The sequence below is a fragment of the Stenotrophomonas sp. HITSZ_GD genome, from assembly GCF_029543105.1.
Classification (GTDB): Bacteria; Pseudomonadota; Gammaproteobacteria; order Xanthomonadales; family Xanthomonadaceae; genus Stenotrophomonas_A.
In genome coordinates this window covers 1-26540 of record NZ_JARQXB010000023.1, presented here as the reverse complement: position 1 = coordinate 26540, position 26540 = coordinate 1, and the positions used below count along the sequence as shown (strand labels likewise).

Below are 26540 nucleotides of genomic sequence, written 5' to 3'. Positions count from 1 at the left end.
CGTGGCCACCCCATCCGGGGCGGCGGCGATCAGAACTTCATCGGGTCCATGATCGCGTCCAGGTTCAGGTGGTCGCAGAACTCGAGGAAATCGTCGCGCAGGGCGGCGATGTGCATGTTCGCCGGCACGCCGATGGTGACCTGCGCGGAGAACATCTCCGCCCCGGTCTGCATGGCGCGGTAGCGCGTGCTCTGCAGGTTCTCGATGGTGATGCCCTGGCGGTCGAAGAAGTCGGCCAGCTGGAACAGGATGCCCGGCTTGTCGGCGGCGATCACTTCCACGATGTAAGGCAGCAGGTTGGACTGCGCCTGCTTCGGCCCGGTGCGGTACCACACCAGCTTCAGGCCTTCCTCGCGCTCGAGCCGGCCAAGCATGGCTTCCAGCTTGGCCACCGAGTCCCAGGAGCCGGTCGCCAGCGCGGTCACCGACACGTCCCGGCCCACCGTGGACAGGCGAGCATCGACCAGGTTGCAGCCGCTATCGGCGATGCGACGGGTCACGGGCAGCAGCGGGGACTCCGGATGCGTCGTGTAGGCGTTGATCAGGAGGTGGTTTTCGGTCGGCGAAGGCCGGGGCGCGGTATCGGTCAAAGGGGGTTCCGGCATTGCGAACAGGCTGAATGGCGTCGGGACGGGCCGCGACGCAGCGCGCAGCATACTTGCCCGTGCTTTCGCGCCGCAAGTAACATTCGGGATGCCCTTGCGTCCGCCGGCTGGCGGAACGCCCAGGGCCCGCCCTTCTTCCCTCTCCCGCAAGAGTCAACGCCGCCTTGTCCCTCTCCGGCATCATCACCGCCCTGGCCACCCCTTTCGCCGCCAATGGCGATCTCGACCTCGACGCCTGGCAGCGCCTGCTGGACAAACAGATCGAAGGCGGCATCCAGGGCGTGGTCGTGGCCGGTTCGACCGGCGAGGCCTCGACGCTGGCCGACGAGGAATACGACGAACTGCTGCGCCGCGCCGTCGCCCGCATCGGCGGCCGCGTGCCGGTGCTGGCCGGTACCGGCCTGTCCGGCACCGCGCGCACCGTGGCGCAGACGCGCCGCGCCGCGGCCAACGGCGCGCAGTACGCGCTGGTCGTCACGCCGCCCTACGTGCGCCCGACCCAGGAAGGCCTGAAGGCGCACTTCCTGGCCGTGGCCGAGGAGGGTGGCCTGCCGGTGGTGCTGTACAACGTGCCCGGCCGCACCGGCTGCGACCTGCTACCGGACACCGTGGCCGCGCTGGCGAGCCACCCGAACATCGTGGGCATCAAGGAAGCGCGCAGCGAACCGGAGCGCATGGCGGCCCTGTTGCCGCTGCGTGGCGCCGGCTTTGCCGTACTCAGCGGCGACGACGGCACCGCCGCGCGCGCCATGCTGGCCGGCGCCGACGGCGTGATCTCCGTCGGTTCCAACGTGCTGCCCGCCGGCTACCGCCGCCTGTGCGACCTGGCCCGCGGCGGCCAGCAGGACGCGGCCACCGCCTGGGATGCGCGCCTGGCGCCCTACCATGCCTTCTGCGGCGTGGAATCCAACCCGATCCCGGTCAAGGCGCTGCTGCAGCGCCAGGGCCTGGGGCATGGCCTGCGCCTGCCGTTGACGACGCTGTCGGCACCCCATCATGCCGAGGCCGACCGCCTTGCCGCCGACGCATCCGCGTTGGAAGCACTTTCCAGCCGCGAAGCAATCGCGGCCTGACCCAGGAGATTTACCGATGCGTCATCCCGTTCGTTCCGCCCGCGTGCTGCCGTTGATCGCGCTGGTGGTCGCTGCCAGCGGTTGCAGCTGGTTCCACAAGGATGCCCGCGGCGACTACGCGCTGCCGGCGGAGAGCCGTCCGCTGGAAGTGCCGCCGGACCTGAACCTGCCCGACACCTCCGGCGCGATGAAGGTGCCGACCCTGGCCTCGGCCACGCAGCCGGCCAACGCGCCGTCCGCCGCTTCGCAGCAGGCGGCCACCAAGAGCGGCTTCGTCGTCAAGGGCGATCGCGACGCGGTGTTCTCGGCCGTGGGCGACGCGCTGGCCGACATCCCGGGCCTGACCATCGCCAGCCGCGCGCAGCTGCTGGGTTCCTACGATGTCAGCTACGAAGGCAACAACTTCCTGGTGCGCGTGGTCCAGACCGATGGCGGCAGCTACGTGTCGGCGGTCGACCCGCGCGGCCTGCCGGCCGTGGCCGAGGCCCCGGTCAAGCTGATCGCCACGCTGAAGACCAAGCTGGGCGGCTGAGCAACAACTGGCCGCAAACGCGAACGGGCGCCGAAAGGCGCCCGTTTTCGTTGCAGCCCGCCGCGCGGCTCAGCGCTGCAGCAGCGGCAGCTTGTCCGGCTTGCCATCCCATTCGGCGGCGTCGGCGGCCGGCTCCTTGCGCACGGTGAGCACCGGCCAGGCCTTGGCCAGCTCGGCATTGAGCGCGACGAACTGCTCCTGCCCGGCGGGCACGTCGTCCTCGGGGTAGATCGCGTTGGCCGGGCACTCCGGCTCGCACAGCGTGCAGTCGATGCATTCGTCCGGATCGATCACCAGGAAGTTCGGGCCTTCATGGAAGCAATCGACCGGGCAGACTTCCACGCAGTCGGTGTATTTGCACTTGATGCAGTTTTCGGTGACGACGAAAGGCATGTTGGAATCCGGCGATAAGCCGCGCAATTCTAGAACAGTCGGGCCGGGGACGGGTGAGGGCACGCCCCGCCGGCCCCGGCGAGATCAAGCCGGGGCGATGCCGCGCGCGGACGCCATCGCATGCAGGCCGCGCGCGGCCAGGTCCTCGCCGTGCGCGTGCGCGCCGATGTCCAGCAGCGCCAGCGCGTGCGCATAGCGCGCGCCCAACCCCGCGCTGCCGACCAGGTGCACGTCGCGTGGCGCCGGCGTGCGGTGGCGGATTTCGTGCCCGATCAGCAGGCCCGACAGGTACGAGGCCAGTGCGTCGCCCGGCAGCCGCTCGAACAGCGCCAGCGTGCGGGTGCCGAACAGGTGGTGGCTCAGCCCGCCGTCCTCGCCGCTGCGCGCCACGCCTTGCGCGAACGCCGCCTCGTCGAAGGCGTGGCCGTCGTCGGTCATCAGGCGGCCGAGCAGGCTGTGCTGGCGCAGCACCGCGTACAGCTCGCCGGTCATCACGGTGGCGAACTCGACGATGCGTCCGTCTTCCAGCCACGCCCATTTGCTGTGCGTGCCCGGCAGGCAGACCAGGTGGCGGCCGCCGCCCAGCGCGGCCGCCAGGCCGACCAACTGGGTTTCCTCGCCGCGCATCACGTCGGGCACGCCGGCGCCGGCATGGCACGCCACGCCTGGCACGAACCACAGCGTGCGGCCGGGCAACCGCGCATCGGTGTGCGCGTGCATCGCCGCGGCCAGCGCGCCGGCATCGGCCGGGCAGGGCAGGTAGGGCAGTTCGATCCAGCCGTTGCGGCTGCCGATCATGCCGCACAGCACGATCTCGCCCGGCCATTCGCCGACCAGTTCGGCCAGCACGTCGGCAAAGCTCCCGTCGCAGGCGAGGATGCCGCGCGGATCGCGGCGCTGTTCCAGGATGCTGCCGTCCTCCGCGAGCCGGTAGGCGCGCAGGCTGCTGGTTCCCCAGTCGACCGCGATCATGCCGAGGCCACGCGGCCTTCCGGCAAGCCAGCCACGCCCGGCGCGCATACGAACAGGCCGCCGGCCTGCGGGGTGTTCCGCAGTTCGTCTTCGGTGTGGTCCAGGCGCGAGCTGATGATGTAGAGCTGGTCCAGCGCGGGGCCGCCGAAGGCCACGCAGGTCGGGTTCTTCACCGGCACCGCCACGCTGCGCTCCAGCGTGCCATCGGCGCGGTAGCGCTGCACGCGCCAGGCGCGCCATTGCGCGTTCCACAGCAGGCCTTCGGCATCGATGCCCGACCCGTCGGGCTCGGCGTCGGTGCGGTCCAGGCGCGCGAACTCGCGCACGTTGGCGGCTTGCGCGGTGGCGGCGTCGTAATCGCAGCACAGGATGCGCGGGCTGACCGAGTCGCACCAGTACATGGTGCGGCCATCGTGGCTGAAGCAGATCGAATTGGGGATCGACACGCCCGGCAGCGGCAGCCGGCGCAGGCCATGGCGCAGCGAGTACTGGTAGAAGCTACCGCGCGCGGCCTTGTGTTCGTGCTCGTCCATGGTGCCGAACACGAGGCAGCCATCGCGGTCCACGCGGCCGTCGTTGCTGCGCGTGTGCGGCTGGTCGGTTTCCACCTCGGCCAGCAGGGTGAACGGCAGCGCGTCGGCTTCCAGGTCCGGCGTCACCACGCCAATGGACTTGGCCAGCACCACCAGCAGGCGGCCGTCTTCGACCAGGCCCAGGCAACCGGGACGGTCGGGCAGGGCCCAGTCGCGGGTCACGCCGCTGTCCGGCACGTGCGCCCACAGCCGGCGGCGGCTGATGTCGATCCAGAACAGCGCCTGGCGGCGTTCGTCCCAGATCACGCCTTCGCCGTGCTCGCAGCGGCTGTCCACCGCGAGCGTGGCCTGCAGCGGGGCGGCGCTCACCATTCGGCGATGCTGCCGTCGGCGTGGCGCCACACCGGGTTGCGCCAGTCCGGCGGATTCTGGTTCGCGCGCACAAGCATCTCCTCGTCGATCTCCACGCCCAGGCCGGGCTTGGGCAATGCGGCAATACTGCCACCGATGCAGCGGAAATCGTCCTTGTTGACGACGTAGTCGAGCAGGTCGGCGCCTTCGTTGTAGTGGATGCCGATGCTCTGCTCCTGCAACACGGCGTTGTGTGCGACGAAGTCCAGCTGCAGGCAGGCCGCCAGCGCCACCGGGCCGAGCGGGCAGTGCGGCGCCAGCGCCACGTCGTAGGCTTCGGCCATCGCGGCGATCTTCACGCACTCGGTGATGCCGCCGGCGTGGGAGAGGTCCGGCTGCAGCATCGACAGCCCGCCGGCCGCCAGCACGTGCTTGAACTCGAAGCGCGAGTACATGCGCTCGCCGGCCGCCAGCGGGATCGGGCTGGCCGCAGCCAGGCGCGGGTAGTATTCGGCCAGTTCCGGCAGCACCGGCTCCTCGACGAACAGCGGCTTGAACGGCTCCAGTTCGCGCAGCAGCACCTTGGCCATCGGCGCGCCGACGCGGCCGTGGAAGTCGATGCCGAAGTCGATCTCGTAGCCGAACGCGGCGCGGATCTCGGCCACCTTGGCCACCGCCGCATCGACCGCGCGCGGGCTGTCGATCAGCTTCATTTCCTCGGTGCCGTTGAACTTGAACGTGTCAAAGCCCAGTTCGCGGTAGCCGCGCATCTGCGCGATGATGTCCGCCGGCCGGTCGCCGCCCACCCAGCGGTAGGTCTTCATGGTGTCGCGCACCAGGCCGCCGAGCAACTCGTACACCGGCTTGCCGAGCGCCTTGCCCTTGATGTCCCACAGGGCCTGGTCGATACCGGCGATGGCGCTCATCAGGATCGCGCCGCCACGGTAGAAGCCTGCGCGGTACAGCGTCTGCCACAGGTCGTTGATGCGCGCCGGGTCCTTGCCGACCACATAGCCGGCCAGCTCGTGCACGGCGGCCTCCACGCTGCGCGCGCGGCCCTCGATGACCGGTTCGCCCCAGCCGGTGATGCCCTCGTCGGTCTCGACCTTGAGGAACAGCCAGCGCGGCGCGGCGTGGTAGGTGGTGAGGCGGGTGATCTTCATCCCTGGGTTTCCTGGAAGGCACGCACGAACGCGGCGGCCTGGGTCTGGGTGGTGTCGAGGGGTTGCCCGGGGCGGTACAGCTCGCCACCGATGCCGGCGCCGGCGGCGCCATGGGAGAGGAATCCGGCCAGGCTGGCCGGGCTGACGCCGCCGACGACGTACACCGGCACGTGCGGCGGCAACACCGAACGCAGTGCGCGGACATGCCCGCTGCCGTAGGTGGCGGCGGGGAACAGCTTGAGGATCTGGGCGCCGGCGTCGATGGCGTCGAACGCCTCGCTGGCGGTGGCAAAGCCGGCCACCACCAGCAGCCCGCGCTCGACCGCATGGCGGATCAGCGACGGCCGCGTATTGGGCGTGACGATGAAGCGCGCGCCGAGGCCGGCCAGCGTATCGACGTCTTCGTTGCGCAGCACGGTGCCGGCGCCGATCCAGGCGCGCTCGCCAAACTGGCGCTGCGCCAGCGCGATGCTCTCGGCCCAGCGCGGCGAATTGAGCGGAATCTCGATGGCGTCGAAACCCGCCTCGATCAGCGCGCCCACGTGCGCCGGCGTTTCTTCCGGCGTGATGCCGCGCAGGATGGCGACCAGCGGCAGCTTGAACGGGCTGGTGTGCGGAACGTTCGGCGGGGTCATGGGCTTACTCGTGATAGAGCTGGGAGCGGCCGCCATCGACGAGGATGTCGGTGGCGTTGATGAAGCGCGCTTCGTCGCTGGCCAGGAACAGGGCGGTGTAGGCCACTTCCTCCGGCGTGCCGATGCGCTTGGGCGGCAGCAGGTTGGCCTGCTCCTGGCGCTTGGCCTCCGGGTCGGGGCTGCTGGCGAACCAGGCCTCGATGCGCGGCACCAGGATCAGCCCCGGCGAAATGGAATTCACGCGGATGCCGCGCGCGGCGTACTCGATGCCCAGCGCGCGCGTCAGGCCGATCAGCCCATGCTTGGCGACCGGGTAGGGAAACGCATGCGGGATGATCTTGTGGCCGTGCACCGAGGCGATGTTGACGATGCTGCCCGCCTGCTGCTCGACCATCGCCGGCAGCACGGCGCGGCACAGGTTCCAGGCCCCCTTGAGGTTGAGGTCCAGGCAGCGCTGCCACTCGCTGTCGGGCAGTTCGAGCGGGTCGGAGAACACGTCGGCGCCGGCATTGTTGACCAGCGCGTCGATGCGGCCGGTGCGCTCGCGCACCGCGGCAACGGCCGCTTCGATGCCGGCCACGTCGGTGATGTCGACCTGGTGGTAGGCCACGCGCGCATCGGCCTGGGCCGGCGCATTGCGGTCGAAGCCGGCCACCTGCGCGCCATGCTCGGCGAACAGCCGGGCGGTGGCCGCGCCGATGCCGCTGGCGGCGCCGGTGACGATGACGGACTTGCCCTGCAGGCGGGCGGCGCTCATGCGCAAGCCTCCGGCGGGCCCGGGTGACGGCCGCGACGCGGCAAGGGGTGGATCCCCATCTGGTTCCTCCTGACTTTCCTGGCGTCGGCGCGTTGCCACCCCGGCGTGGGGGAGGGGTGGGTCGCGCCTGTTATGGCCGCCGATCCGGAGGTGGGGGTCTCCTGATTCAGCGTCCGATAGCCTCGCGCGGGCGAGATATGTGCGGCAAATGAAATTTTCGGCATATTCTATTCCCCTGGCGAATACGGCTGTCCTATAAAGAATCCTTTCATGGCATCTCCCAGCACCCCCTGGTTCAACGCATCGCGCCTCAAGACCCGCCAACTGCTCCTGCTGCTGCACCTGTACGAACAGCGTTCGGTACTGCGCGCGGCCGAGGCGGCCAGCATGACCCAGCCGGCGGCCTCCAAGCTGCTGGCGGAAATGGAGGACCTGCTGGGGGTCAAGCTGTTCGAGCGCCATGCGCGCGGCGTGGAGCCGACCTGGTACGGCCAGGTGCTGGTGCGCCGGGCCCGCGCGGCGATGTCGGAGATCGGCCGCGCGCAGGAGGAGATCGCCGCGCTGCGCAGCGGGCGCATGGGCCAGGCCTCGATCGGCACGGTGGTCAACCCGGGTACCACGCTGGTGCCGCAGGCCATTGCCGAGGTGAAGCGCGAATTCCCCGACATCCTGATCCGCGTGGAGATGGATTACAGCCGGCACCTGGTGGCCAAGCTGCTGGACGGCCAGCTGGACATCGTGATCGGCCGCATCATGGGCCCGGAAGGCGCGGGCGAACTGGACTTCGAGCCGCTGGCCGACGAGCCGCATTCGGTCATCGCCCGGGCGGGCCACCCGCTGGCCAACCGCGGCACGCTGCAGCATGCCGACCTGGTGCGCTACGGCTGGGTCCTGCCGCCGGCCGACAGCGTGTTGCGTTCGCGCCTGGATTCGATGTTCCTGGAGCACGGCGTGCAGGCGCCGATGAACGTGATCGAGACCGCCTCGCTGCCGGTGACCACCAACCTGCTGCGCGGCAGCGACCTGCTCACCGCGCTGCCGGTGGACTCGGTGGCGCCGCTGATCCAGGCCAAGCTGCTGACCGTGCTGCCGATCGAGCTGGGCGTGCGGATGGAGTCGTTCGGCATCATCCTGCGCCGGGACTACGTGTTGCCGCCTGGCGCCGACCGCATCCTGCAGGCATTGCGCAGCACCGCGCGGCGCCTTTACCCGGATACGCGCGCGTAAACCGGTAACCGTTTTCCCCCGCGCATGACGCGCAGCCATTCCAGGACGGCATAGCGCGCGCCAATTTTTTCATTGGTGCGCGTCGTGTGGCCCTGCGTATACGTCGGCTGCGGAAGGCGGCCGAAGCGACGTCCAAGTCGGGCACACCGATCCGCCGCCACAGGGGGCATGCCACGCGAGCGCGTCGGCATGGCGAGGCGGCGCGACGGCCTTCCGCGCACATCACAACGCCATTCATCGTTCGTCCTGGGAGGGAACCGCGATGTCGATCGTATTGAGCCGTATGCCGGCAGGGCCGCGCGTGCGTCGTAATCACCTGGTTCGTTGTTCGCGCGGCGTGCTCGCCGCGGCCATCGCGCTGCAACTGGCCGCGCCTGCCTGGGCGCAGGATGCCGGCGTGCAGGACACCGCGGCCGACAACGCCAAGCCCCGCACTTCCACCGGCCAGGGCGGCAAGCGCGAGGCGGTGGACCTGGACACGGTGGAGGTGCGCGGCGTGAAAGCCAGCCTGATCGCCTCGCAGGTGATCAAGCGCGACTCGGAGCAGATCGTCGATTCGGTGAGCGCCGAGGACATCGGCGCGCTGCCCGACCGCAGCGTCACCGAGACGTTGCAGCGCGTCTCGGGCGTGACCATCGACCATTTCATGGCGCGCAACGACCCGGACCATTTCTCCGCCGAAGGTTCGGGCGTGATGATCCGCGGCCTGACCCAGGTGCGCGGCGAACTCAACGGGCGCGATATCTTCAGCGCCGCCAGCGGGCGCGGGCTGAGCTTCGAGGACGTGCCAGCCGAGCTGATGGCCGGCGTGGACGTGTACAAGAACCCGTCGGCGGAGATCATCGAGGGCGGCCTGGGCGGCACGGTGAACCTGCGCACGCGCAAGCCGTTCGACCAGGAAGGCGCGTTGATCGGCGGCACCGCCGACGTCAACTACGGCGACTTCAGCAAGGAATACAAGCCCTCGGCCTCGTTCCTGTACTCCAATCGCTGGCAGACCGGCATCGGCGAGATGGGGTTGCTGGTGGACGTGGCGCATTCGGAACTGGCCACGCGTTCGGACGGCATCCAGGTGGAGCCATTCGTGCGCCGCACCGATGACGCGGTGCGCGCCGGCACCGATTTCGACCAGGTCTACGTGCCCGGCGGCATCAACTGGCGCGAGCTGGATTTCAACCGCAAGCGCGACGGCGTGGGCGCGGCGTTCCAGTGGCGCCCGAGCGATGCCACCGAGGTCTACGTGCAATACCTGCGTTCGAAGTACGACATGAACTGGCAGGAGCGCGCCGCGTTCTTCAACGACACCAGCGATGCCATCGTACCGGCGGCCGGCACCACGTTCGAGTACGACGACCGCGGCGTGTTCGTCAGTGGCTCGCCGGTGTCCAGTTCCTGGCGCGGCAACCTCACCACCGATGGCGTGCGCTTCAACACCGACAACCGCTATGCGCAGCAGAAGACGACGACTTCGGATCTGTCGGCCGGCTTCAGCCATTACCTCAACGACAACCTGGTGCTGAAGGGCGACATGCAGCTGGTGCAGTCCAAGAGCGACAACCTGGACTTCACCGTCTTCACCGCCACCTACCTGCCGGGCCTGCGCTACGACCTTTCCGGCCGCTACCCGAGCGTGGCGATCGACGATCCCGCTTACGCGGCCGACCCGGCCAACTATTTCTGGGCCGCGGCGATGGACCACCTGGCGCAGAATCGGGGCCGGCAGTTGTCCACCCGCGTGGACCTGGAATACACCTTCCAGGACAGCAGCTGGCTGCGCTTTGCGCGCTTCGGCCTGCGCGCCACCGACCGCACGCAGACCAACAAGAATTCCGGCTACAACTGGGGCGTGCTGAGCGACAACTGGGCCACCCTCCCGACGACGGCGAGCGGCCTGGCCACGCTGGATGCGTACCTGGACGGCTCGGCGCACCTGTACACGTTCCCGAATTTCTTCCGCGGCAAGGTGAACCTGCCGGGCAACCTGCAGTTCCCGCTCGATTCGCTGCCCAGGCACTACACGGCGACCTCGCAGATGCTCCAGCAGTTCTACGACCTGCGCGGGTGGGGCTGGGCCCCGGACCAATACAACCTGCAGGACACCAACCGCCAGTTCGAGCGCACCGAGGCGGCCTATGCAGCGGTGTACTTCGGCAACGACGAGGCGCTGGGCGTTCCGGTGGACGGCAACGTCGGCGTACGCGTCGTGCAGACCAAGACCCAGGCCGATGGCTATGGCCTCTATCCGGACCTGTCGGCGACGGCGGCCTCGGACGCGCTGAAGGCGCTGTACCACGGGCAATACTTCAGCGCCAACTCGCGCGGCCAGTACACCGACGTACTGCCCAGCCTCAACGTGCGCTTCAAGCTGCGCGAGGACCTGCAATGGCGCATCGCCGCCTCGCGCGCGATGGCGCGGCCGGATTTCACGCAGCTGCAGGCCTACCTGCAACTGGCGGCGACGACCGAGGACGATGGCACGGTCTCAGAGTGGACGGGCACCGCCGGCAACCCGGACCTGAAGCCGATGACGGCCAACCAGTTCGACACGGCGCTGGAGTGGTACTTCGACAACAGCGACCTGCTGTATGCGACGCTGTTCTACAAGGACGTGAAGAACTATTTCTCCACGCAGACGCGCACGGAAACCTACGGCGGCCAGGATTGGCTGGTGACGCGCCCGTACAACATGGACAAGGGCCGCATCCAGGGCTTCGAGCTGGGCTACACGCAGTTCTTCGATTCGCTGCCGGGCTGGCTGAGCGGCTTTGGCGTGACCGGCAACTTCACCTTCGTGGACAGCTCGGGCGGGGTGAACACGGCCACCGATCCGTACAGCAACACGACGGTGACGGGGGTGAAGCTGCCGCTGGAGGGCTTGTCGCGGCGCAGCTACAACGTTGCGGGCATCTACGAGAAGGGGCCCTGGTCGATCCGGCTGGCCTACAACTGGCGTTCGCGCTACCTGCTGACGACGAGCGATGCGGCCACGCATCTGCCGACCTGGGCGGACGACTACGGCCAGCTCGACGGCTCTGCGTTCTATCGCTTCGACGACCACTGGCAGTTGGGCATCCAGGCCAACAACCTCACCGATTCGACGACCAAGGTGCTGATGGGGCCGACGTCCTACGCGGATGGGGAGGTGGATACGCGGTTGTACACGCGCGGATGGTTCGTCAACGACCGGCGGTATTCGTTGGTGCTGCGGGCTAGTTGGTAGGTGGGGGTTTGGGTGGGGCCGCTTCGCGGCCCCTTTTTATGTCTGGATTCGCGATGCATGGCTTGCATGGCTTGCGCGGCTTGAACAGCTCGCACATCTTGCACGGCGCCCGGTGGCGGACCCTTGCCGGGACACGCCGTGAATCCATCCATGGAGGCTCGTAGGCGACATCCATGTCGCCTACGGTCCCGGCAAGGGTCCGCCACCGGACGCCCGATCGTCCACCGAGACCGATCGAAGATCAAAAACACGGCCGCTTCGATGAGTGCCCGCGGGTGTTACCGCGACGCATGGCTTATCCGCATGAACGAGAAGTGGTCTGAGGGTGGTTGTTTTTGAAGTTCGGTCCGTGGTGTGGAGGGATCGGGCATTCGGTGGCGCCCCCGGTTCGGGACCGTAGGCGACATGGATGTCGCCTACGAGCCCCCATGGATGGGTTCACGGCGTGTCCCGAACCGGGGGCGCCACCGGATGCCGCGCGACGCCCCCGCAGGGCCGTGTCTCAGCAAGCCGGCGCACCAGCCGCCAAAGCCACCACATCCGCGACCCATTGCCACGCCTGACCGATACGGCAACGGCAGGACATCCGCGCAGCCATCGCCAGGACAGCCATCCAACCGCTGTATACGAAATGTTTATACTTCGCGCCCAATATTTCATTGGTATGGCATGGGAGGCCGAGCCTATCCTGCCGCCGCAGCTGAACATGGGTAGGGGACCATCCGTCCCGAACCCGCGCCGATACCGACGCCATTAGAGCCTGGGCCGGACCAGCCGCAGACAAAAATCGAGGGCAGGGCACGCATCCCGTGTGACCACCGCCAAAAAATTCAGTACATGCGTCCTGGGAGGGAGCACCATGTCAGTGCAATACCGCCACGTTCCGGCAGGCTCGGTCGTGGGTTCGCGTTCGATCCGCAACTTCCGTCGTTCGGTCATGGCTGTCAGCGTCGCCGCGCTGCTGAGCGCGCAGGCCTACGCCCAGGACGCCACCCAGGAAGACAAGCCGGCCGATACCGCCGCCACCCAGCTCGATACCGTCCAGGTCACCGGCACCCGCAGCTCGGTCACCAAGGCCCAGCTCGTCAAGCAGAACGCCGAGCAGATCGTCGACTCCATCGTCGCCGAGGATATCGGCAAGCTCCCCGACAATAACGTCGCCGAAGCCCTGCAGCGCATCTCCGGCATCCAGATCGCCCGCAGCTACGGCGAAGGCAGCACCATCGCCATCCGCGGCCTCACCCAGGTCCGCACCGAGCTCAACGGCCGCGACATCTTCACCGCCAACGACGGCCGCGGCCTGAGCCTGGAAGACGTCTCGGCCGAACTGCTCGCCGGCGTCAACGTCTACAAGAACCCCTCGGCCGACATGATCGAAGGCGGCCTGGGCGGCACCGTCGACCTGCGCACCCGCCTGCCGTTCGACTACGACGGCATGAAGATCGCCGGCAGCGCCCAGTACAACTACTACGACCTGGCCGACAAGGGCGAGACCGCGTTCTCCGGCCTGTTCTCCGACCGCTGGCAGACCGGCATCGGCGAGATCGGCCTGCTGGTGAACCTCTCCCAGCAGGATGGCTCGTTCCGCCAGGACACCATCTCCATCGAACCGTGGTACACCCAGACCAACATTCCCGGCTACGAAGGCCAGGAGGTCTACGTTCCGCACGGCGCCGGCATCAATACCACCGAAGGCGACCGCAAGCGCAAGACCGGCGCGGCCGCCCTGCAGTGGCGCCCGAACGACGACGTGGAGGTCTACGCGCAGGTGATGCGCTCGGACTACGACTTCCAGTGGCATGACTACTCGATCTTCGGCTACAGCAGCGGCGCGGACATGATCCCGGCCGCCGGCGCCAACGACTTCGTGGTCAACGACCGCAACGAGTTCGTCAAGGGCACCTTCCAGAACACCCCGGTCGACTCGAACACCAGCCTCACCACCCGCCACTCGATCACCACCGATTACTCGGCCGGTGCGACCTGGCGCGTCAACGACCGCCTGAACCTGAGCACCGACTTCCAGTACGTCGATGCCACCACCAAGGGCACCCGCTACATCGTGGCCACCGGCCTGGATGAAGTGGCCGCAGGCAACGCCCTGTACACCATGGACCTGAGCGGCGACCTGCCCAGCCTGGTCTTCACCGGCAAGGATGGCAGTGCCAACTACCTGGGCAACCCGGCCAACTACGTCGGCTGGAAGTGGCACCTGGACAACAAGGACGACAACAAGGCCAAGCAGTTCGCCTGGCGCACCGACATGGACCTGGCGTTCGACGACGGCTTCGCCCGCAGCTTCAAGGCCGGCGTGCGCTACACCGACCGCGACGCGACCAACAAGGGCAACGTATGGCGCTTCATGTGCCTCAACGGCTGTGCCGGCGCCGCGTTCTCCGACTACCCCAGCGTGCAGCTGGTGCAGAACCCGATCAACGACTTCTTCCGCGGCGACAGCTTCCTGTTCGGGCCGACCTACACCGCGGCCGACTCGGCGGTGGAGAACTACGAGCAGACCCTGAAGGCGTTCGGCGCCGACCCGCTGGTGTTCGGCCCCAACAACATCAACACCCAGGGCGAGAAGACCTACACCGCGTACGGCCTGCTGCGCTTCGGCGTGGACGACGCCTCGGTGCCGTTCGACGGCAACATCGGCGTGCGCATCGTGCGCACCGAGGTCAGCTCCAACGGCGTGCGCACCGCGACCGACGCCGAGGGTGGCGGCCTGCTGCCGATCTCGGTCGACAAGACCTACACCGAAGTGCTGCCGAGCCTGAACCTGCGCTGGTTCCTCAAGGACAACCTGCAGTGGCGCTTCGCCGCCTCGCGCGGCATCTCGCGCCCCACGTTCGACAAGATGAACCCGAACCTCAGCCTGAGCACGACCGATACCGGCACCGGCACGCTGCGCACCGGTTCAGCGGGTAACCCCGACCTCGACCCGATGACCGCCGACCAGTTCGACACCGCGCTGGAGTGGTACTTCGGCAAGGGCTCGATGGTGTACGGCACGGTGTTCTACAAGAAGGTCAAGGGCTTCATCGCCAACGCGGTGTTCGAAGAGGTCTACGACGGCCAGCTGTGGGAAATCAGCCGCCCGGTCAACGGCGACGAAGGCACCATCAAGGGCGCCGAAATCGGCTACACCCAGTTCTTCGATTTCCTGCCGGGTTGGCTGAGCGGCTTCGGCCTGCAGACCAACTACACCTACGTCGATTCGGAAGCCCCGAGCCCGAACGCGACCGATACCAACGGCAACCAGTTGGTTGTGCCGCTGGAAGGCCTGTCGAAGAACAGCTACAACGTGATCCTCAGCTACGAGCTGCCGAAGTTCCAGGCCCGCGTGGCCTACAACTGGCGCAGCGACTGGCTGGTGACCACCGCCGGCAACGGCACCGGCAACCTGCCGGTCTACAACAAGGGCTTCGGCCAGCTGGATGCCTCGATCCGCTACAACATCAACGATGTGTGGTCGGTCTCGCTGGACGGCACCAACCTGCTGGATACCCGCAACGAAAGCTACACGGGCTTCGAATCCCGTTACCGCGACTTCGTGATCAACGACCGTCGCTACGGCTTCACCGTGCGGGCCAGCTACTGAACGCGCCGTAGGAAGTGCGTCTCCGATCCGGCGTGCCTCGCGCCGCCGGATCGGTGTTTTACCCTCCGATGGCCCCGCCATCGGCCAGCTAGGGGAGCCTGACGACCGATGGGCAAGTCCATGCCCCGTGCCTGCCAGACTTTTGCCGACGCGTGCCGAAGCCTCGCGTGGCTCGGGCTGTTGTGGCTGTGCGCCGTGCCCGCCTGGGCGGTGGATGCGGTGCCGTATCAATGGCGCAGCGTGGCCATCGGTGGCGGCGGGTTCGTCAGCGGCCTGCTGTTCCACCCCACCGAACCGGGGCTGCTGTATGCGCGCACCGATGTCGGCGGCGCCTATCGCTGGGACGACGCCCAGCAGCGCTGGATCGCGCTGACCGACTGGATCGGCGCCGAGGACGAGAACCTCATGGGCATCGACGGCATGGCCGTCGATCCGAACGACCCGGACGCGCTTTACCTGGCCGCCGGCACCTACATGCACGAACGCGCCGGCAACGCGGCGATCCTGCGTTCGCACGACCGCGGCCGCACGTTCGCGCGCACCGACCTGCCGTTCAAGCTCGGCGGCAACGAACTGGGGCGCGGCAACGGCGAGCGCATCGCGGTCGATCCGCACGACGGGCGCATCCTGTTCCTGGGCTCGCGCGATTCCGGCCTGTGGCGCAGTACCGACCGCGGTGAAAGCTGGCAGCGCGTGGCCGCGTTCCCCGAAGCGGCCACCGCGCCGGGTTCGCGGGCGCGCAACCATGTCGGCCACGAGCAGAAGATCGGCATCGTGTTCATCGCCTTCGATGCGGCCAGCGGCCAACCCGGCCGCGCGACGCCCCGCCTGTATGCCGGCGTCTCCACGACCGGGCAAAGCGTGTTCGTCTCCGAAGACGGCGGCGCGCACTGGCAGCCGGTCCCCGGCCAGCCGACGCGGTTCCGCCCCAGCCACATGGTGCCCGGCGGCGACGGCAGCTGGTACCTCACCTACGGCGACGAACCCGGCCCGGACCTGATGGCCAACGGCGCGCTGTGGAAATACCAGCCGCGCAGCGGCCGCTGGACCGATATCAGCCCCGCGCCGCAGCCGGCGCAGGGCCCCGGCTTCGGGTGGGGCGCCGTCGCGGTGGACCCGCACGACCCGCGCGTGCTGCTCGCCAGCACCTTCCGCCGCTATTCGCCGCGCGACGACCTGTTCCGCAGCCTGGACGGTGGCAGCACCTGGCGGCCGCTGTTCGACCAATCCGAATTCGATCATTCCCTTGCACCGTGGACGGTACAGGCCACGCCCCACTGGATGGCCTCGGTGGTCATCGATCCCCACGACAGCGACCACGCGCTGTTCGTCACCGGCTACGGCATCTGGGCCTCGCGCAACCTGGGCGCCGCCGACGACGGCCACACCCCCCTGCAATGGTGGTTCCAGGACGCCGGCCTGGAAGAGACGGTTCCCCTCGACCTGCACAGCCCGATGGCCGGCGCGCACCTGCTCAGCGCGCTGGGCGACATCGACGGCTTCCGCCACGACGACCTCGACCGCGCGCAGATGCAGTACGACGGCCCGCGCCTGACCAACGGCGAGAGCATCGATGCCGCCGGCCAGCAGCCGCAGGTGGTGGTACGCAGCGGCACCGTGCGCAACCGGCGCCACAACGAAATCCGCGCGCAGTTCTCGCGCGACGGCGGCGCGCACTGGCAGGCGTTCGCCAGCGAACCGCCGCAAGGCGAGGGCGCCGGCCACCTGGCGATCGCCGCCGACGGCCGGCGCGTGATCTGGGCGCCGGTCAACGCACAAGGCGCGTGGGCCACCGACGACTTCGGCGCGCATTGGCAGGCCGTGCGCGGCGTGCCGGCGACGATCCTCATCGAGGCCGACCGCGTCGATCCGCGGCGCTGGTACGGCGTGGATGCCGCGACCGGCGATTTCTTCACCAGCACCGACGGCGGCGCTTCCTTCACCGATACCGGCCTGCAGGTCGGCACGCCATCGCGCGTGGAGCGCACGCGCCCGCAGCTGCGGCCCGATCCCTGGCGCGCGGGCGTGGTGTATCTCGCCAGCCCGCAGGCCGGCGTGCAGCGCTGGCAGGACGGCCAGCTGCGCACGCTGGCGACGATGGAAGAGGCGCGCGCGCTCGGCCTGGGCGCGCCGCTGGCGGCGGGCGCACCGCCGGTGTTGTACCTGGCCGGCCGCATCGACGGATTGAGCGGGGTGTTCCGCTCGACCGACGAGGGGGCACACTGGCAGCGCATCGACGACGACGCGCACCGGTTCGGCCGCCCCTACGCCATCACCGGCGACCCGCGCCTGCCCGGGCGGGTGTATTTCGCGACCGGTGGCCGTGGCATTTTCTATGGAGATCCCCGATGACGTTCCCGTTCCGCCGTGTCCTCCTGGCCGCCGCCTGCTGCGCGGCCTTGCCGGCCGCCGCCGCGCCGCGCCTGCCGCTGCTGTTCGGCGAAGGCGCCGTGCTGCAGCGCGACCAGCCTATCCCGGTGTGGGGCTGGGCCACGCCCGGCGCCACGCTCACCGTGCGCCTGGATGGCCAGCAGGCCACGGCGAAGGCCGATGCGCGCGGCCAATGGCAGGCCACCTTGCCGGCGCACCGCGCCGGTGGCCCCTACGTGCTGCAGGTGCAGGGCGACGGCGGCACGCTGAAGGTGGATGACATCCTCCTCGGCGATGTGTGGCTGGCGAGCGGGCAGTCGAACATGGAATTCCCGCTGGTGAAGTCCGACGGCGGTCCGGCCGCGGTGGCCTCGGCGGCCGACGCGAAGATCCGCCATTTCAAGGTGCCCAAGTCGTGGTCGGCCAAGCCGGAGGACGAACTGGCCGGCGGCAGCTGGCAGGCCGCCAGTCCCGCCAACGCGGCCGAATTCTCCGCGGTGGGCTATTACTTCGCGCAGGACCTGCGGCGCAGCACCGGCGTGCCGATCGGCATCATCGACAGCACCTGGGGCGGCAGCGCCATCGAGGCGTGGATGGACGCCGCGTCGCAGGGTATCGACGCGGCGGCGCTGGCGCGGCAGGGCGAGCAGATGCGCCAACGCGACGAAGCCGCGCTGGTGGCCACGCGCGAGAAGCTGGCGCGCTACGCCCTGCCGGAAGGGCAGAGCAGCGAGGGCTGGCGTGAACCGCAGTACGACGACAGCGGCTGGGACAGCATCCGCGTGCCGGCGAACTGGGAAGCCGCCGGCTATGCCGGCATGGATGGCGTGGCATGGTACCGCACGTCCTTCACCCTGAGCGCGGAAGAAGCGCGCCGCGGCGTGACCGTGGGCGTGGCGCGCGTGGACGATACCGATACCACCTACGTCAACGGCCAGCGCGTGGGGCACATCGAAAACAGTTACGACACGCTGCGCGCCTATGCCGTGCCGCCGAGCGCGCTGCGCGCCGGCCGCAACGTACTGGCCGTGCAGGTGGTGGACACCGGCGGCGGTGGCGGCATCCACGGCGAAGCCGACGAGCTGTACGTGCAGCCGGCCGGCGGCCAGCGCCGCCCGTTCGACGGTGCCTGGAAGTTCCGCCCCGCGCAGGGCACGGTCGGCATGATCGACGACAAGAACCAGCAGCCCACGCTGCTCTACAACGTGATGATCCACCCGCTACAGCGCTTCCCGGTGCGCGGCGTCATCTGGTACCAGGGCGAGAGCAACGCCAAGCTCGCCGGCAACGCGGCGCTGCGCTATCGCGAGCAATTCCCCACGATGATCCGCAGCTGGCGCGCGGACCGCCACGCGCCGCAGCTGCCGTTCCTGTGGGTGCAGCTGGCGAACTTCGATGACAAATCCGACAACGGCGACATCAGCCCGTGGTCGATCCTGCGCGAATCGCAATCCAGGACGCTGTCGCTGCCGGCCACCGGCCAGGCGGTGACCCTCGACATCGGCAATCGCGACGACATCCACCCCACCAACAAGCGCGAGGTTGGCCACCGCCTGGCGCTGGCGGCCCGCCACGTCGCCTATGGCGAAACGCTGGTCTACAGCGGCCCGGTGTTCACCAGCGCGCAGTTCGCCGACGGCGCGGCCACGCTGGGCTTCGACCTGCAGGGCAGCGCGCTGGCCGTGCGTGGCGGCGGCGCGCTGGAAGGCTTCGCCGTGGCCGGGGCCGACCGCAAGTTCCATCCCGCGCAGGCACGCATCGAAGGCGAACGCGTGGTCGTGCGCAGCGACGCGGTGCCCACGCCGGTCGCCGTGCGCTATGCCTGGCAGGGCAGCCCGAGCGCCAATCTCGTCAACCGCGAGCAGCTGCCTGCTTCGCCGTTCCGATCCGACAGCTGGTAAACGGAGACCTTCCGCATGATGCCCACTTCCTCCCGCTCCCCCCGCGCCCTGCGCCGCCTGGCCCTGCCGGCGATGCTGCTGCTGGCGCTGTCGGCCTGCCAGCGCGCCGAACAGGCGGCGCCGGCCAGCGCCGATGCGCCGGCCGCCGCCCAGCAGCCGCAGGGCCAGGAGGCGCCGATCCCGCAGTTGGTCAGCGAGGACGGCAAGCACGCGCTGCTCGTGGACGGCAAGCCGTACCTCATCTTGGGCGCGCAGGTGAACAATTCGTCCAACTATCCCGCAGCCCTGGAGCAGGTGTGGCCGGCGGTCGCCGACATCGGCGCCAACACGGTGCAGGTGCCGATTGCCTGGGAACAGGTCGAAGCGGAAGAGGGCAAGTTCGATTTCTCCTTCGTCGATACCTTGCTGAAGCAGGCGCGCGAACATGACGTGCGCCTGGTGCTGCTGTGGTTCGGCACCTGGAAGAACAACGGCCCGGCCTACACGCCGCACTGGGTGAAGACCGACAACCAGCGCTTCCCGCGCGTGGTCACCGCCGACGGCCGCAGCATCGGCTCGCTCTCGCCGCTGGGCAAGGAAACGCTGGACGCCGACCGCAAGGCGTTCGTCGCGCTGATGAAGCACCTCAAGCAGGCCGACCCGCAGCGCACCGTCATCATGGTGCAGCCGGAGAACGAGCCGGGCACCTACGGCAGCGTGCGCGACTTCTCGCCCATGGCGCAGGAGGCCTTCAACGGCCCGGTGCCGGACGCCCTGCTGAAGAAGCTCGGCAAGCAGCCTGGCACCTGGTCGCAGGTGTTCGGTGGCGATGCGGACGAGTTCTTCCACGCCTGGCACATCGCGCGCTTCATCGACCAGGTGGCCGAGGCCGGCAAGGCCGAATACCCGCTGCCGATGTACGTCAACGGCGCGCTGCGCGGCCCGTTCAACCCCGGCCAGCCGGGCAAGTACGCCAGCGGCGGCCCGACCGACAACGTGCTCGACGTATGGAAGGCCGCCGGCCCGCACATCGACCTGCTGGCGCCGGACATCTACATGCCCGAATACCTGATGTACACCACGGTGCTGGAGCGTTACGCACGGCCGGACAACCCGTTGTTCGTGGCCGAGACCGGCAACCGGGCCGAGTACGCGCGATACCTGTTCCCGACGCTGGGCCACGACGGCATCGGCTGGTCGGCGTTCGGCATCGACTACACGCGCTACAGCAACTATCCGCTGGGCGCCAAGCACGTGGACAAGGACGCGCTGGCGCCGTTCGCGCTCGGCTATCGGCTGGTGAAGCGGGGCTTGCCGGCGTTCGCGCAGGCCTCCCGCGAAGGCAAGCTGCACGGCGTGGCCGAGCAGCCGGGCCAGGCGGTGCAGGAAATCGCGCTCAATGCGCGCTGGTCGGCGACGGTCACGTACGGCGTGCCGCAGTTCTGGTTCCAGGGCGAGCCGCCGGGCAATCCCGAGCCGGTGGGCGCGGCGCTGATCGCCGAGCTGGGCCCGGACGAATTCCTGGTCACCGCCTACCACGCGCGCGTGACCCTGCACCCGGCCAGCGAGGCCACCGCCAACATGGTCTACGACCGCGTCGAGGAAGGGTATTACGACGCGCAGGGCCAGTGGGTGTTCCAGCGCAACTGGAACGGCGACCAGACCGATTACGGCGTCAATTTCTCCAGTGCCGACACGCTGCTGAAGATCAAGCTGGCGACCTGGAAGTAAATCCAAAAGGCGCGCCGGCAAGCATCGACGCGCCGCTCACGCATTACCGATAGGGAGAGAACATGCGACACGGCAATCAGGGTATCCAGCGGCGCACGCTGGCGCAGGGGCTGGCGATCGCGCTGGCGGGCTTGGCGCTGGCCGGCACCGCAGGCGCGCAGGAAGTGCAGCGCAACGCCGAAGGCGTGGTGGTCAAGCCGGCGCAGGCCGGCGCGGCCGCGGTGCGGCTGCAGGTGGTCGATGAGGGCATCATCCGTGTCAGCGCCGATCCGAAGGGCGAGTTCAAGCGCTCGGAGAGCCTGATGCGCGTGCCGGCCGGCAAGCCGGTGCCTGCCTTCCAGGTGGCCGAGCAGGCGGGAGAAGTGCAGCTGAAGACCGCCCAGGTCACCGCGCATGTCTCCACCGCCGATGGCCATGTCAGCTTCACCGATGCCAACGGCAAGGAAATCCTTTCCGAAGTGGCCGGCGGCCGCACGTTCACCCCGATCCAAGTCGACGGCAAGGACGGCCTGCTGAGCACGCGCCAGCGCTTCAGCTCGCCCGACGGCGAGGGCCTGTACGGCTTCGGCCAGCACCAGCAGGGCTGGATGGACCAGAAGGGCCGCAACGTCGAGCTGCTGCAGAGCAATATCGACCTGGCCGTGCCGTTCCTCGTCTCCAGCCGCAACTACGGCATCCTGTGGGACAACAATTCGATCACCCGCCTGGGCGACCCGCGCGGCCTGCAGCCGTTGAACAAGTCCCTCAAGCTGTATGACGCCAAGGGCAAGCCCGGCGCGCTCACCGCGCGCTACGCGGTCAACGGCAAGCAGGTGGTGGAGCGCCGCGAAAGCGAGGTCAACTACCAGTACATCAAGGACCTGGTGAAGTTCCCCGCCAAGGGCAAGCCGGCCAAGGAAGGGCGTGCGACGGTCAGCTGGGAAGGCGACATCGAGGCGCTCAGCGGCGGCGAGCACAGCTTCTCGCTGTATTCGAGCGAATACGCCAAGCTGTGGGTGGACGGCAAGCTGGTTCTGGACCGCTGGCGCCAGAACTGGAACCCGTGGCACCACGAGTTCACCCTGGAACTGGCCCCGGGCAAGCGCCACCACGTCAAGGTGGAGTGGGACCTGATCGACCCGAGCTACATCGCGCTGCTGCATCGCGACCCGTTGCCGGCGGCCGAGGCCAAGGACCTGTCGCTGTGGTCGGAAGCCGGCCAGATCATCGACTACTACTTCGTGGCCGGCGCCAATGCCGACCAGGTCATTGGCGGCTATCGCGAACTCACCGGCAAGGCCGTGCTGCTGCCCAAGTGGGCCTACGGCTTCTGGCAGAGCCGCGAGCGCTACAAGAACCAGAAGGAGATGGAGGACGTGGTGGCCGAATACCGCCGCCGCGACCTGCCGCTGGACAACATCGTGCTCGACTGGTCGTACTGGCCGGTGGATGCGTGGGGCTCGCACGATTTCGACAAGCAGTTCTGGCCCGACCCGGATGCGATGGTCAAGTATTTCCATGACCACAACACCCACCTGATGATCTCCATCTGGCCGAAGTTCTACCCGAACACGGAGAACTACAAGGAGCTGGCGTCCAAGGGCTACATGTTCACCAAGAACGTGGAGGCCGGCGAGCTGGACTGGATCGGCAAGGGCTACCTCAACGCGTTCTACGATCCCTTCGCCGTGGAGGCGCAGAAGATCTACTGGCGCCAGATCAACGAGAAGCTCAACAGCAAGGGCATCGACGCCTGGTGGATGGACGCCGACGAGCCGGACATCCATTCCAACCTGGACATCGACACCCGCAAGGAACGCCTGACGCCCAACGCGCTGGGTTCCTCGACCGAGTACTTCAACGCCTATCCGCTGCCGCACACCCACGGCGTGTACGAGGGCGACCGAGAGGCCGACAACAAGCGCGTGTTCATCCTCTCGCGCAAGGGCTATGCCGGCACGCAGCGCAATGCAGTGGCGGTATGGAGCGGGGATATCGTCTCGCGCTGGGACAACATGAAGGAGCAGATCTCCGCCGGCGTGAACACCTCGATGTCGGGCCTGCCGAACTGGACCTTCGACATCGGCGGCTTCTCGGTGGAGAAGCGCTACGAGGACCAGGACCCGGCGCACCTGCCGGAATGGCGCGAGCTGCAGACGCGCTGGTTCCAGTTCGGCGCATTCGTGCCGCTGTTCCGCTCGCACGGCCAGTTCCCGTACCGCGAGATTTGGAACATCGCGCCGGAAGGCACGCCGCACTACGCCTCGATGGCCTACTACGACCGCCTGCGCTACACGCTGATGCCGTACATCTACACGCTGGCCGGCGACACCTACCACCGCGACGGCGTGATCATGCGCGGGCTGGTGATGGACTTCCCGAACGACGCCAAGGTCGCCGACCTCAACGACGAATACCTGTTCGGCCCGGCGTTCCTGGTCGCGCCGGTGAGCGAGTTCGGGGCCACCTCGCGCCCGGTGTACCTGCCGGCCGGCACCTCGTGGCTGGACTTCTACACCGGCCAGCGTTACGAGGGCGGCCAGTCGATCACCGCCGCCGCGCCGATCGAGCGCATGCCGCTGTTCGTGCGTGCCGGCGCCATCGTGCCGACCGGCCCGGTGCAGCAGTACGTCGACCAGCAGGCCGACGCGCCGGTGACGATCGTGGTGTACACCGGTGCGGATGGCACGTTCTCGCTGTACGAGGACGATGGCCTGGGCTACGGCTACGAGAAGGGCGAGTTCAGCCGTATCCCGCTGGCGTGGGACGAGGCCAAGGGCGAGTTGCGCATCGGCGCGCGCGAAGGCCAATGGCCGGGCATGCAGGCCAAGCGCACGTTCAAGGTGCGCTTCGTCAGCGGCCCGCGCGAGGACGCCGGCCAGCTGGAGCCGAAGGCCGACGCTCAGGTGCAGTACGCCGGCAAGGCGGTCGTCGTGAAGCGCAAGTAAGCGGAGCGATCCCTTGGCCTTGGAACTGAGTCGTCGCGAACTGTGCAAGGCCGTGGGCCTGGGGGCTGCCGCGCTGGCGGCGGCCCCTGGCGCACTGGCGGCGCGCCGTCCCCTCCCGACGGTGCCGCCGCCGGTGCCGCCGCCGGTGGCGCCACCCGGCGAACTGGTGTTGTGGTATCCGCGCCCGGCCACCGAGTGGGTGGAGGCGCTGCCGGTCGGCAACGGCCGCCTCGGCGCGATGGTGTGGGGCGGGTTGGCGCACGAGCGCCTGCAGCTCAACGAGGACACGCTCTACGCCGGCGGTCCTTACGACGCCACCAACCCGAAGGCGTTGGAGACGTTGCCGAAGGTGCGTGAGCGGGTGTTCGCCGGCCGCTACGCCGAGGCCGAGGCGCTGGCCGATGCCGGGATGTTGTCGCGCCCGCTGAAGCAGATGCCGTACCAGCCGCTGGCCGACCTGCTGCTGGATTTCGACCGCGCCGATGGCGCGGCCGGGTATCGCCGCGAACTGGACCTGGACAGCGCCACGGCGACCACGCGCTTCCGTTCGGAAGGGCGCAACCACCTGCGCGAAGTGTTCGTCTCGCCCGATGCGCAATGCATCGTGGTGCGGCTGAGTACCGACCAGCCCGGCGGCATCTCGCTGCGCGTGGGCATCGACAGCCCGCAGGACGGGGAGATCACGGTCGATGGCGAGGGCCTGCTGTTCGCCGGCCGCAACCAGGGCCGCGAGGGCATACAGGGCCAGCTGTCGTTCGCGCTGCGCGTGTTGCCGCTGGCCCAAGGCGGCAAGGTGATGCTGCGGCGCGACCGCATCCGCGTCGAGGGCGCGGACGAACTGGTGCTGCTGCTCACCGCGGCGACCAGCTACAAACGATTCGACGACGTCAGCGGCGACCCGCTGGCGATCACCGCCGCGCAGCTAGCCGCGGCGCGGGCGGTTCCGTATGCGAAGTTGCGCGAAGACCACCTGGCCGCGCATCGCACGCTGTTCCGGCGCGTGGCGATCGACCTGGGCCGCAGCGAGGCCATGCAGCGGCCCACGCACGAGCGCGTGCGCGATTTCGCCGCCGGCGGCGATCCGCAGCTGGCGGCGCTGTACCACCAATACGGTCGTTACCTGCTGATTTGCAGTTCGCGCGCGGGCAGCCAGCCGGCGAACCTGCAGGGTATCTGGAACGAGCTGATGTCCCCGCCGTGGGAGAGCAAGTACACGGTCAACATCAACACCGAGATGAACTACTGGCCGGCGGAGGCCAACGCGCTGCACGAGTGCGTGGAACCGCTGGAACGCATGCTGTTCGAGCTTTCGCAGACTGGCGCGCATACGGCGAAGGCGATGTACGACGCGCCGGGCTGGGTGGTGCACAACAACACCGACCTGTGGCGTTCGGCCGGCCCCATCGACGGGGCGAAGTGGAGCTTGTGGCCAACCGGAGGCGCGTGGTTGCTGCAGCAGTTGTGGGACCGCTGGGATTACGGGCGCGACCGGGCATACCTGGAAAAGATCTATCCGCTGTTCAAGGGCGCGGCGGAATTTTTCGTGGCTACGCTAGTGCGCGATCCGAATACCGGGGCGATGGTGACCAATCCGTCGATCTCGCCGGAGAACCAGCATCCGTTCGGTGCGGCGCTGTGCGCGGGGCCGACGATGGATGCGCAGATCCTGCGCGACCTGTTCGCGCAGTGCGTGGCGATGGGCAAGATGTTGGGGGTGGATGCGGACTTCGGGGAGAAGCTGGTGGCGCTGCGCGAGCAGCTGCCGCCGAACCGCATCGGCAAGGCGGGCCAGCTGCAGGAGTGGCAGCAGGATTGGGACATGGACGCGCCGGAGATCCATCATCGGCACGTATCGCATCTGTACGCGCTGCATCCTTCCAGCCAGATCAACGTGCGCGATACGCCGGCGCTGGCGGCGGCGGCGCGGCGTTCGCTGGAGATCCGCGGGGACAATGCCACCGGTTGGGGAATCGGCTGGCGCTTGAACCTGTGGGCGCGTTTGCGCGATGGCGAGCATGCCTACCAGATCCTGCAACTGCTGCTGGCGCCGGAGCGCAGCTATCCGAACCTGTTCGATGCGCATCCGCCGTTCCAGATCGACGGCAACTTTGGCGGCACCGCGGGGATCACCGAGATGCTGCTGCAGAGCTGGGGCGGGAGCGTGTTCCTGCTGCCTGCCTTGCCGAAGGCCTGGCCGGCGGGCGAGGTGAAGGGGCTGCGGGTGCGGGGGGCGGCGTCGGTGGATCTGCGTTGGGCCGAGGGGGCGTTGGTCGAGGCGGTGTTACGCAGCGATTCCGGTGGGCGGTACGAGTTGGTCTACGGGGAGCAGGTCGTCTCCGTCGAACTGAGGACGGGGCGGGGTGCTTCGTTGCGGGTAGTCGAAGGGCGGTTGGTTCGGGTGTGAGGGTGGTAGGGGCGGCTTCTGCTTGGTTGATGGGCTTTCGCTCTTGCTGATGCGCGGCCCAGGGGGCTATCGCGCGGCGCCCGGGGGCGGGCCCTTTCCGGGACACGCCGTGAATCCATCCATGGAGGCTCGTAGGCGACATCCATGTCGCCTACGGTCCCGGAAA

Annotated in this window: 17 protein-coding genes; 10 read left to right on the top strand and 7 right to left on the bottom strand. The window is 68.6% G+C overall.

What is annotated here, in order from left to right; translation table 11 throughout:
* Positions 1-29 precede the first annotated feature (29 nt).
* Positions 30-605: a glycine cleavage system protein R gene (locus P6166_RS16185; RefSeq protein WP_130319899.1), complete on the bottom strand. Its 576-nt coding sequence runs from the start codon at positions 603-605 to the stop codon at positions 30-32.
* A gap of 164 nt (positions 606-769) precedes the next feature.
* Here P6166_RS16185 and dapA point away from each other — a divergent pair, with 164 nt between their 5' ends.
* Both dapA and P6166_RS16175 read left to right on the top strand, forming a co-directional pair.
* The gene (gene dapA / locus P6166_RS16180; RefSeq protein WP_277765468.1) at positions 770-1678 is read left to right on the top strand and encodes a 4-hydroxy-tetrahydrodipicolinate synthase; all 909 of its coding nucleotides are present in this window, start codon (positions 770-772) and stop codon (positions 1676-1678) included.
* A 16-nt stretch (positions 1679-1694) separates the two neighbouring features.
* Complete coding sequence (locus tag P6166_RS16175) at positions 1695-2210, top strand: hypothetical protein (protein WP_277765467.1); 516 nt, start codon at positions 1695-1697, stop codon at positions 2208-2210.
* Between the two features lie 69 nt (positions 2211-2279).
* Here the strand turns inward: P6166_RS16175 and fdxA are convergent, their stop codons facing one another.
* The 6 genes from fdxA to P6166_RS16145 all read right to left on the bottom strand — a co-directional run bounded on the left by fdxA (position 2280) and on the right by P6166_RS16145 (position 7014).
* Positions 2280-2603: a ferredoxin FdxA gene (gene fdxA, locus P6166_RS16170; protein ID WP_057644502.1), complete on the bottom strand. Its 324-nt coding sequence runs from the start codon at positions 2601-2603 to the stop codon at positions 2280-2282.
* 84 nt (positions 2604-2687) lie between these two features.
* On the bottom strand, positions 2688-3575 hold the full coding sequence (locus P6166_RS16165) for a 2-dehydro-3-deoxygalactonokinase (protein ID WP_277765466.1): 888 nt from the start codon (positions 3573-3575) through the stop codon (positions 2688-2690).
* Positions 3572-4480 (bottom strand): SMP-30/gluconolactonase/LRE family protein, encoded by a 909-nt coding sequence (locus P6166_RS16160; RefSeq protein ID WP_277765465.1) that lies wholly within the window; start codon positions 4478-4480, stop codon positions 3572-3574. The genes P6166_RS16165 and P6166_RS16160 overlap by 4 nt, the downstream gene beginning before the upstream one ends.
* On the bottom strand, positions 4474-5622 hold the full coding sequence (gene dgoD / locus P6166_RS16155; RefSeq protein ID WP_277765464.1) for a galactonate dehydratase: 1149 nt from the start codon (positions 5620-5622) through the stop codon (positions 4474-4476). Before dgoD ends, P6166_RS16160 begins: the two co-directional genes overlap by 7 nt.
* Positions 5619-6257 carry a 2-dehydro-3-deoxy-6-phosphogalactonate aldolase gene (locus tag P6166_RS16150; RefSeq protein ID WP_277765463.1) on the bottom strand — a complete coding sequence of 213 codons (639 nt, stop codon included), beginning with the start codon at positions 6255-6257 and terminating at the stop codon, positions 5619-5621. The genes dgoD and P6166_RS16150 overlap by 4 nt, the downstream gene beginning before the upstream one ends.
* 4 nt (positions 6258-6261) lie before the next feature.
* Entirely contained in the window at positions 6262-7014 is a 753-nt protein-coding gene (locus P6166_RS16145; protein ID WP_277765462.1) for an SDR family oxidoreductase, read from the bottom strand.
* Positions 7015-7284: 270 nt separating this feature from the next.
* On the opposite strand from P6166_RS16145, the gene P6166_RS16140 reads away from it, so the two are divergent.
* The 8 genes from P6166_RS16140 to P6166_RS16105 all read left to right on the top strand — a co-directional run bounded on the left by P6166_RS16140 (position 7285) and on the right by P6166_RS16105 (position 26374).
* Complete coding sequence (locus P6166_RS16140; RefSeq protein ID WP_277765461.1) at positions 7285-8241, top strand: LysR family transcriptional regulator; 957 nt, start codon at positions 7285-7287, stop codon at positions 8239-8241.
* Between the two features lie 283 nt (positions 8242-8524).
* On the top strand, positions 8525-11461 hold the full coding sequence (locus P6166_RS16135; RefSeq protein WP_277765483.1) for a TonB-dependent receptor: 2937 nt from the start codon (positions 8525-8527) through the stop codon (positions 11459-11461).
* A gap of 859 nt (positions 11462-12320) precedes the next feature.
* Complete coding sequence (locus P6166_RS16130; RefSeq protein WP_277765460.1) at positions 12321-15062, top strand: TonB-dependent receptor; 2742 nt, start codon at positions 12321-12323, stop codon at positions 15060-15062.
* Between the two features lie 120 nt (positions 15063-15182).
* Entirely contained in the window at positions 15183-17414 is a 2232-nt protein-coding gene (locus tag P6166_RS16125; RefSeq protein WP_345781882.1) for a cellulase, read from the top strand.
* Positions 17411-19333 (top strand): sialate O-acetylesterase, encoded by a 1923-nt coding sequence (locus P6166_RS16120; protein ID WP_277765459.1) that lies wholly within the window; start codon positions 17411-17413, stop codon positions 19331-19333. The genes P6166_RS16125 and P6166_RS16120 overlap by 4 nt, the downstream gene beginning before the upstream one ends.
* Before the next feature lie 18 nt (positions 19334-19351).
* Positions 19352-21043, top strand: coding sequence for a DUF5597 domain-containing protein (locus tag P6166_RS16115; RefSeq protein WP_277765458.1), 1692 nt, complete (start codon positions 19352-19354; stop codon positions 21041-21043).
* Between the two features lie 62 nt (positions 21044-21105).
* Positions 21106-23970: a TIM-barrel domain-containing protein gene (locus P6166_RS16110; RefSeq protein WP_277765457.1), complete on the top strand. Its 2865-nt coding sequence runs from the start codon at positions 21106-21108 to the stop codon at positions 23968-23970.
* Positions 23971-23983: 13 nt separating this feature from the next.
* Complete coding sequence (locus tag P6166_RS16105; protein ID WP_277765456.1) at positions 23984-26374, top strand: glycoside hydrolase family 95 protein; 2391 nt, start codon at positions 23984-23986, stop codon at positions 26372-26374.
* Positions 26375-26540 lie beyond the last annotated feature (166 nt).

Excerpts from the sequence above, each read along its gene's own strand:
- P6166_RS16185 (WP_130319899.1), bottom strand. The coding sequence starts at position 605 with ATGCCGGAACCCCCTTTGACCGATACCGCGCCCCGGCCTTCGCCGACC.
- P6166_RS16175 (WP_277765467.1), top strand. The coding sequence starts at position 1,695 with ATGCGTCATCCCGTTCGTTCCGCCCGCGTGCTGCCGTTGATCGCGCTG.
- fdxA (WP_057644502.1), bottom strand. The coding sequence starts at position 2,603 with ATGCCTTTCGTCGTCACCGAAAACTGCATCAAGTGCAAATACACCGAC.
- P6166_RS16165 (WP_277765466.1), bottom strand. The coding sequence starts at position 3,575 with ATGATCGCGGTCGACTGGGGAACCAGCAGCCTGCGCGCCTACCGGCTC.
- P6166_RS16160 (WP_277765465.1), bottom strand. The coding sequence starts at position 4,480 with ATGGTGAGCGCCGCCCCGCTGCAGGCCACGCTCGCGGTGGACAGCCGC.
- dgoD (WP_277765464.1), bottom strand. The coding sequence starts at position 5,622 with ATGAAGATCACCCGCCTCACCACCTACCACGCCGCGCCGCGCTGGCTG.
- P6166_RS16150 (WP_277765463.1), bottom strand. The coding sequence starts at position 6,257 with ATGACCCCGCCGAACGTTCCGCACACCAGCCCGTTCAAGCTGCCGCTG.
- P6166_RS16145 (WP_277765462.1), bottom strand. The coding sequence starts at position 7,014 with ATGAGCGCCGCCCGCCTGCAGGGCAAGTCCGTCATCGTCACCGGCGCC.
- P6166_RS16140 (WP_277765461.1), top strand. The coding sequence starts at position 7,285 with ATGGCATCTCCCAGCACCCCCTGGTTCAACGCATCGCGCCTCAAGACC.
- P6166_RS16135 (WP_277765483.1), top strand. The coding sequence starts at position 8,525 with ATGCCGGCAGGGCCGCGCGTGCGTCGTAATCACCTGGTTCGTTGTTCG.
- P6166_RS16130 (WP_277765460.1), top strand. The coding sequence starts at position 12,321 with ATGTCAGTGCAATACCGCCACGTTCCGGCAGGCTCGGTCGTGGGTTCG.
- P6166_RS16125 (WP_345781882.1), top strand. The coding sequence starts at position 15,183 with ATGCCCCGTGCCTGCCAGACTTTTGCCGACGCGTGCCGAAGCCTCGCG.
- P6166_RS16120 (WP_277765459.1), top strand. The coding sequence starts at position 17,411 with ATGACGTTCCCGTTCCGCCGTGTCCTCCTGGCCGCCGCCTGCTGCGCG.
- P6166_RS16115 (WP_277765458.1), top strand. The coding sequence starts at position 19,352 with ATGCCCACTTCCTCCCGCTCCCCCCGCGCCCTGCGCCGCCTGGCCCTG.
- P6166_RS16110 (WP_277765457.1), top strand. The coding sequence starts at position 21,106 with ATGCGACACGGCAATCAGGGTATCCAGCGGCGCACGCTGGCGCAGGGG.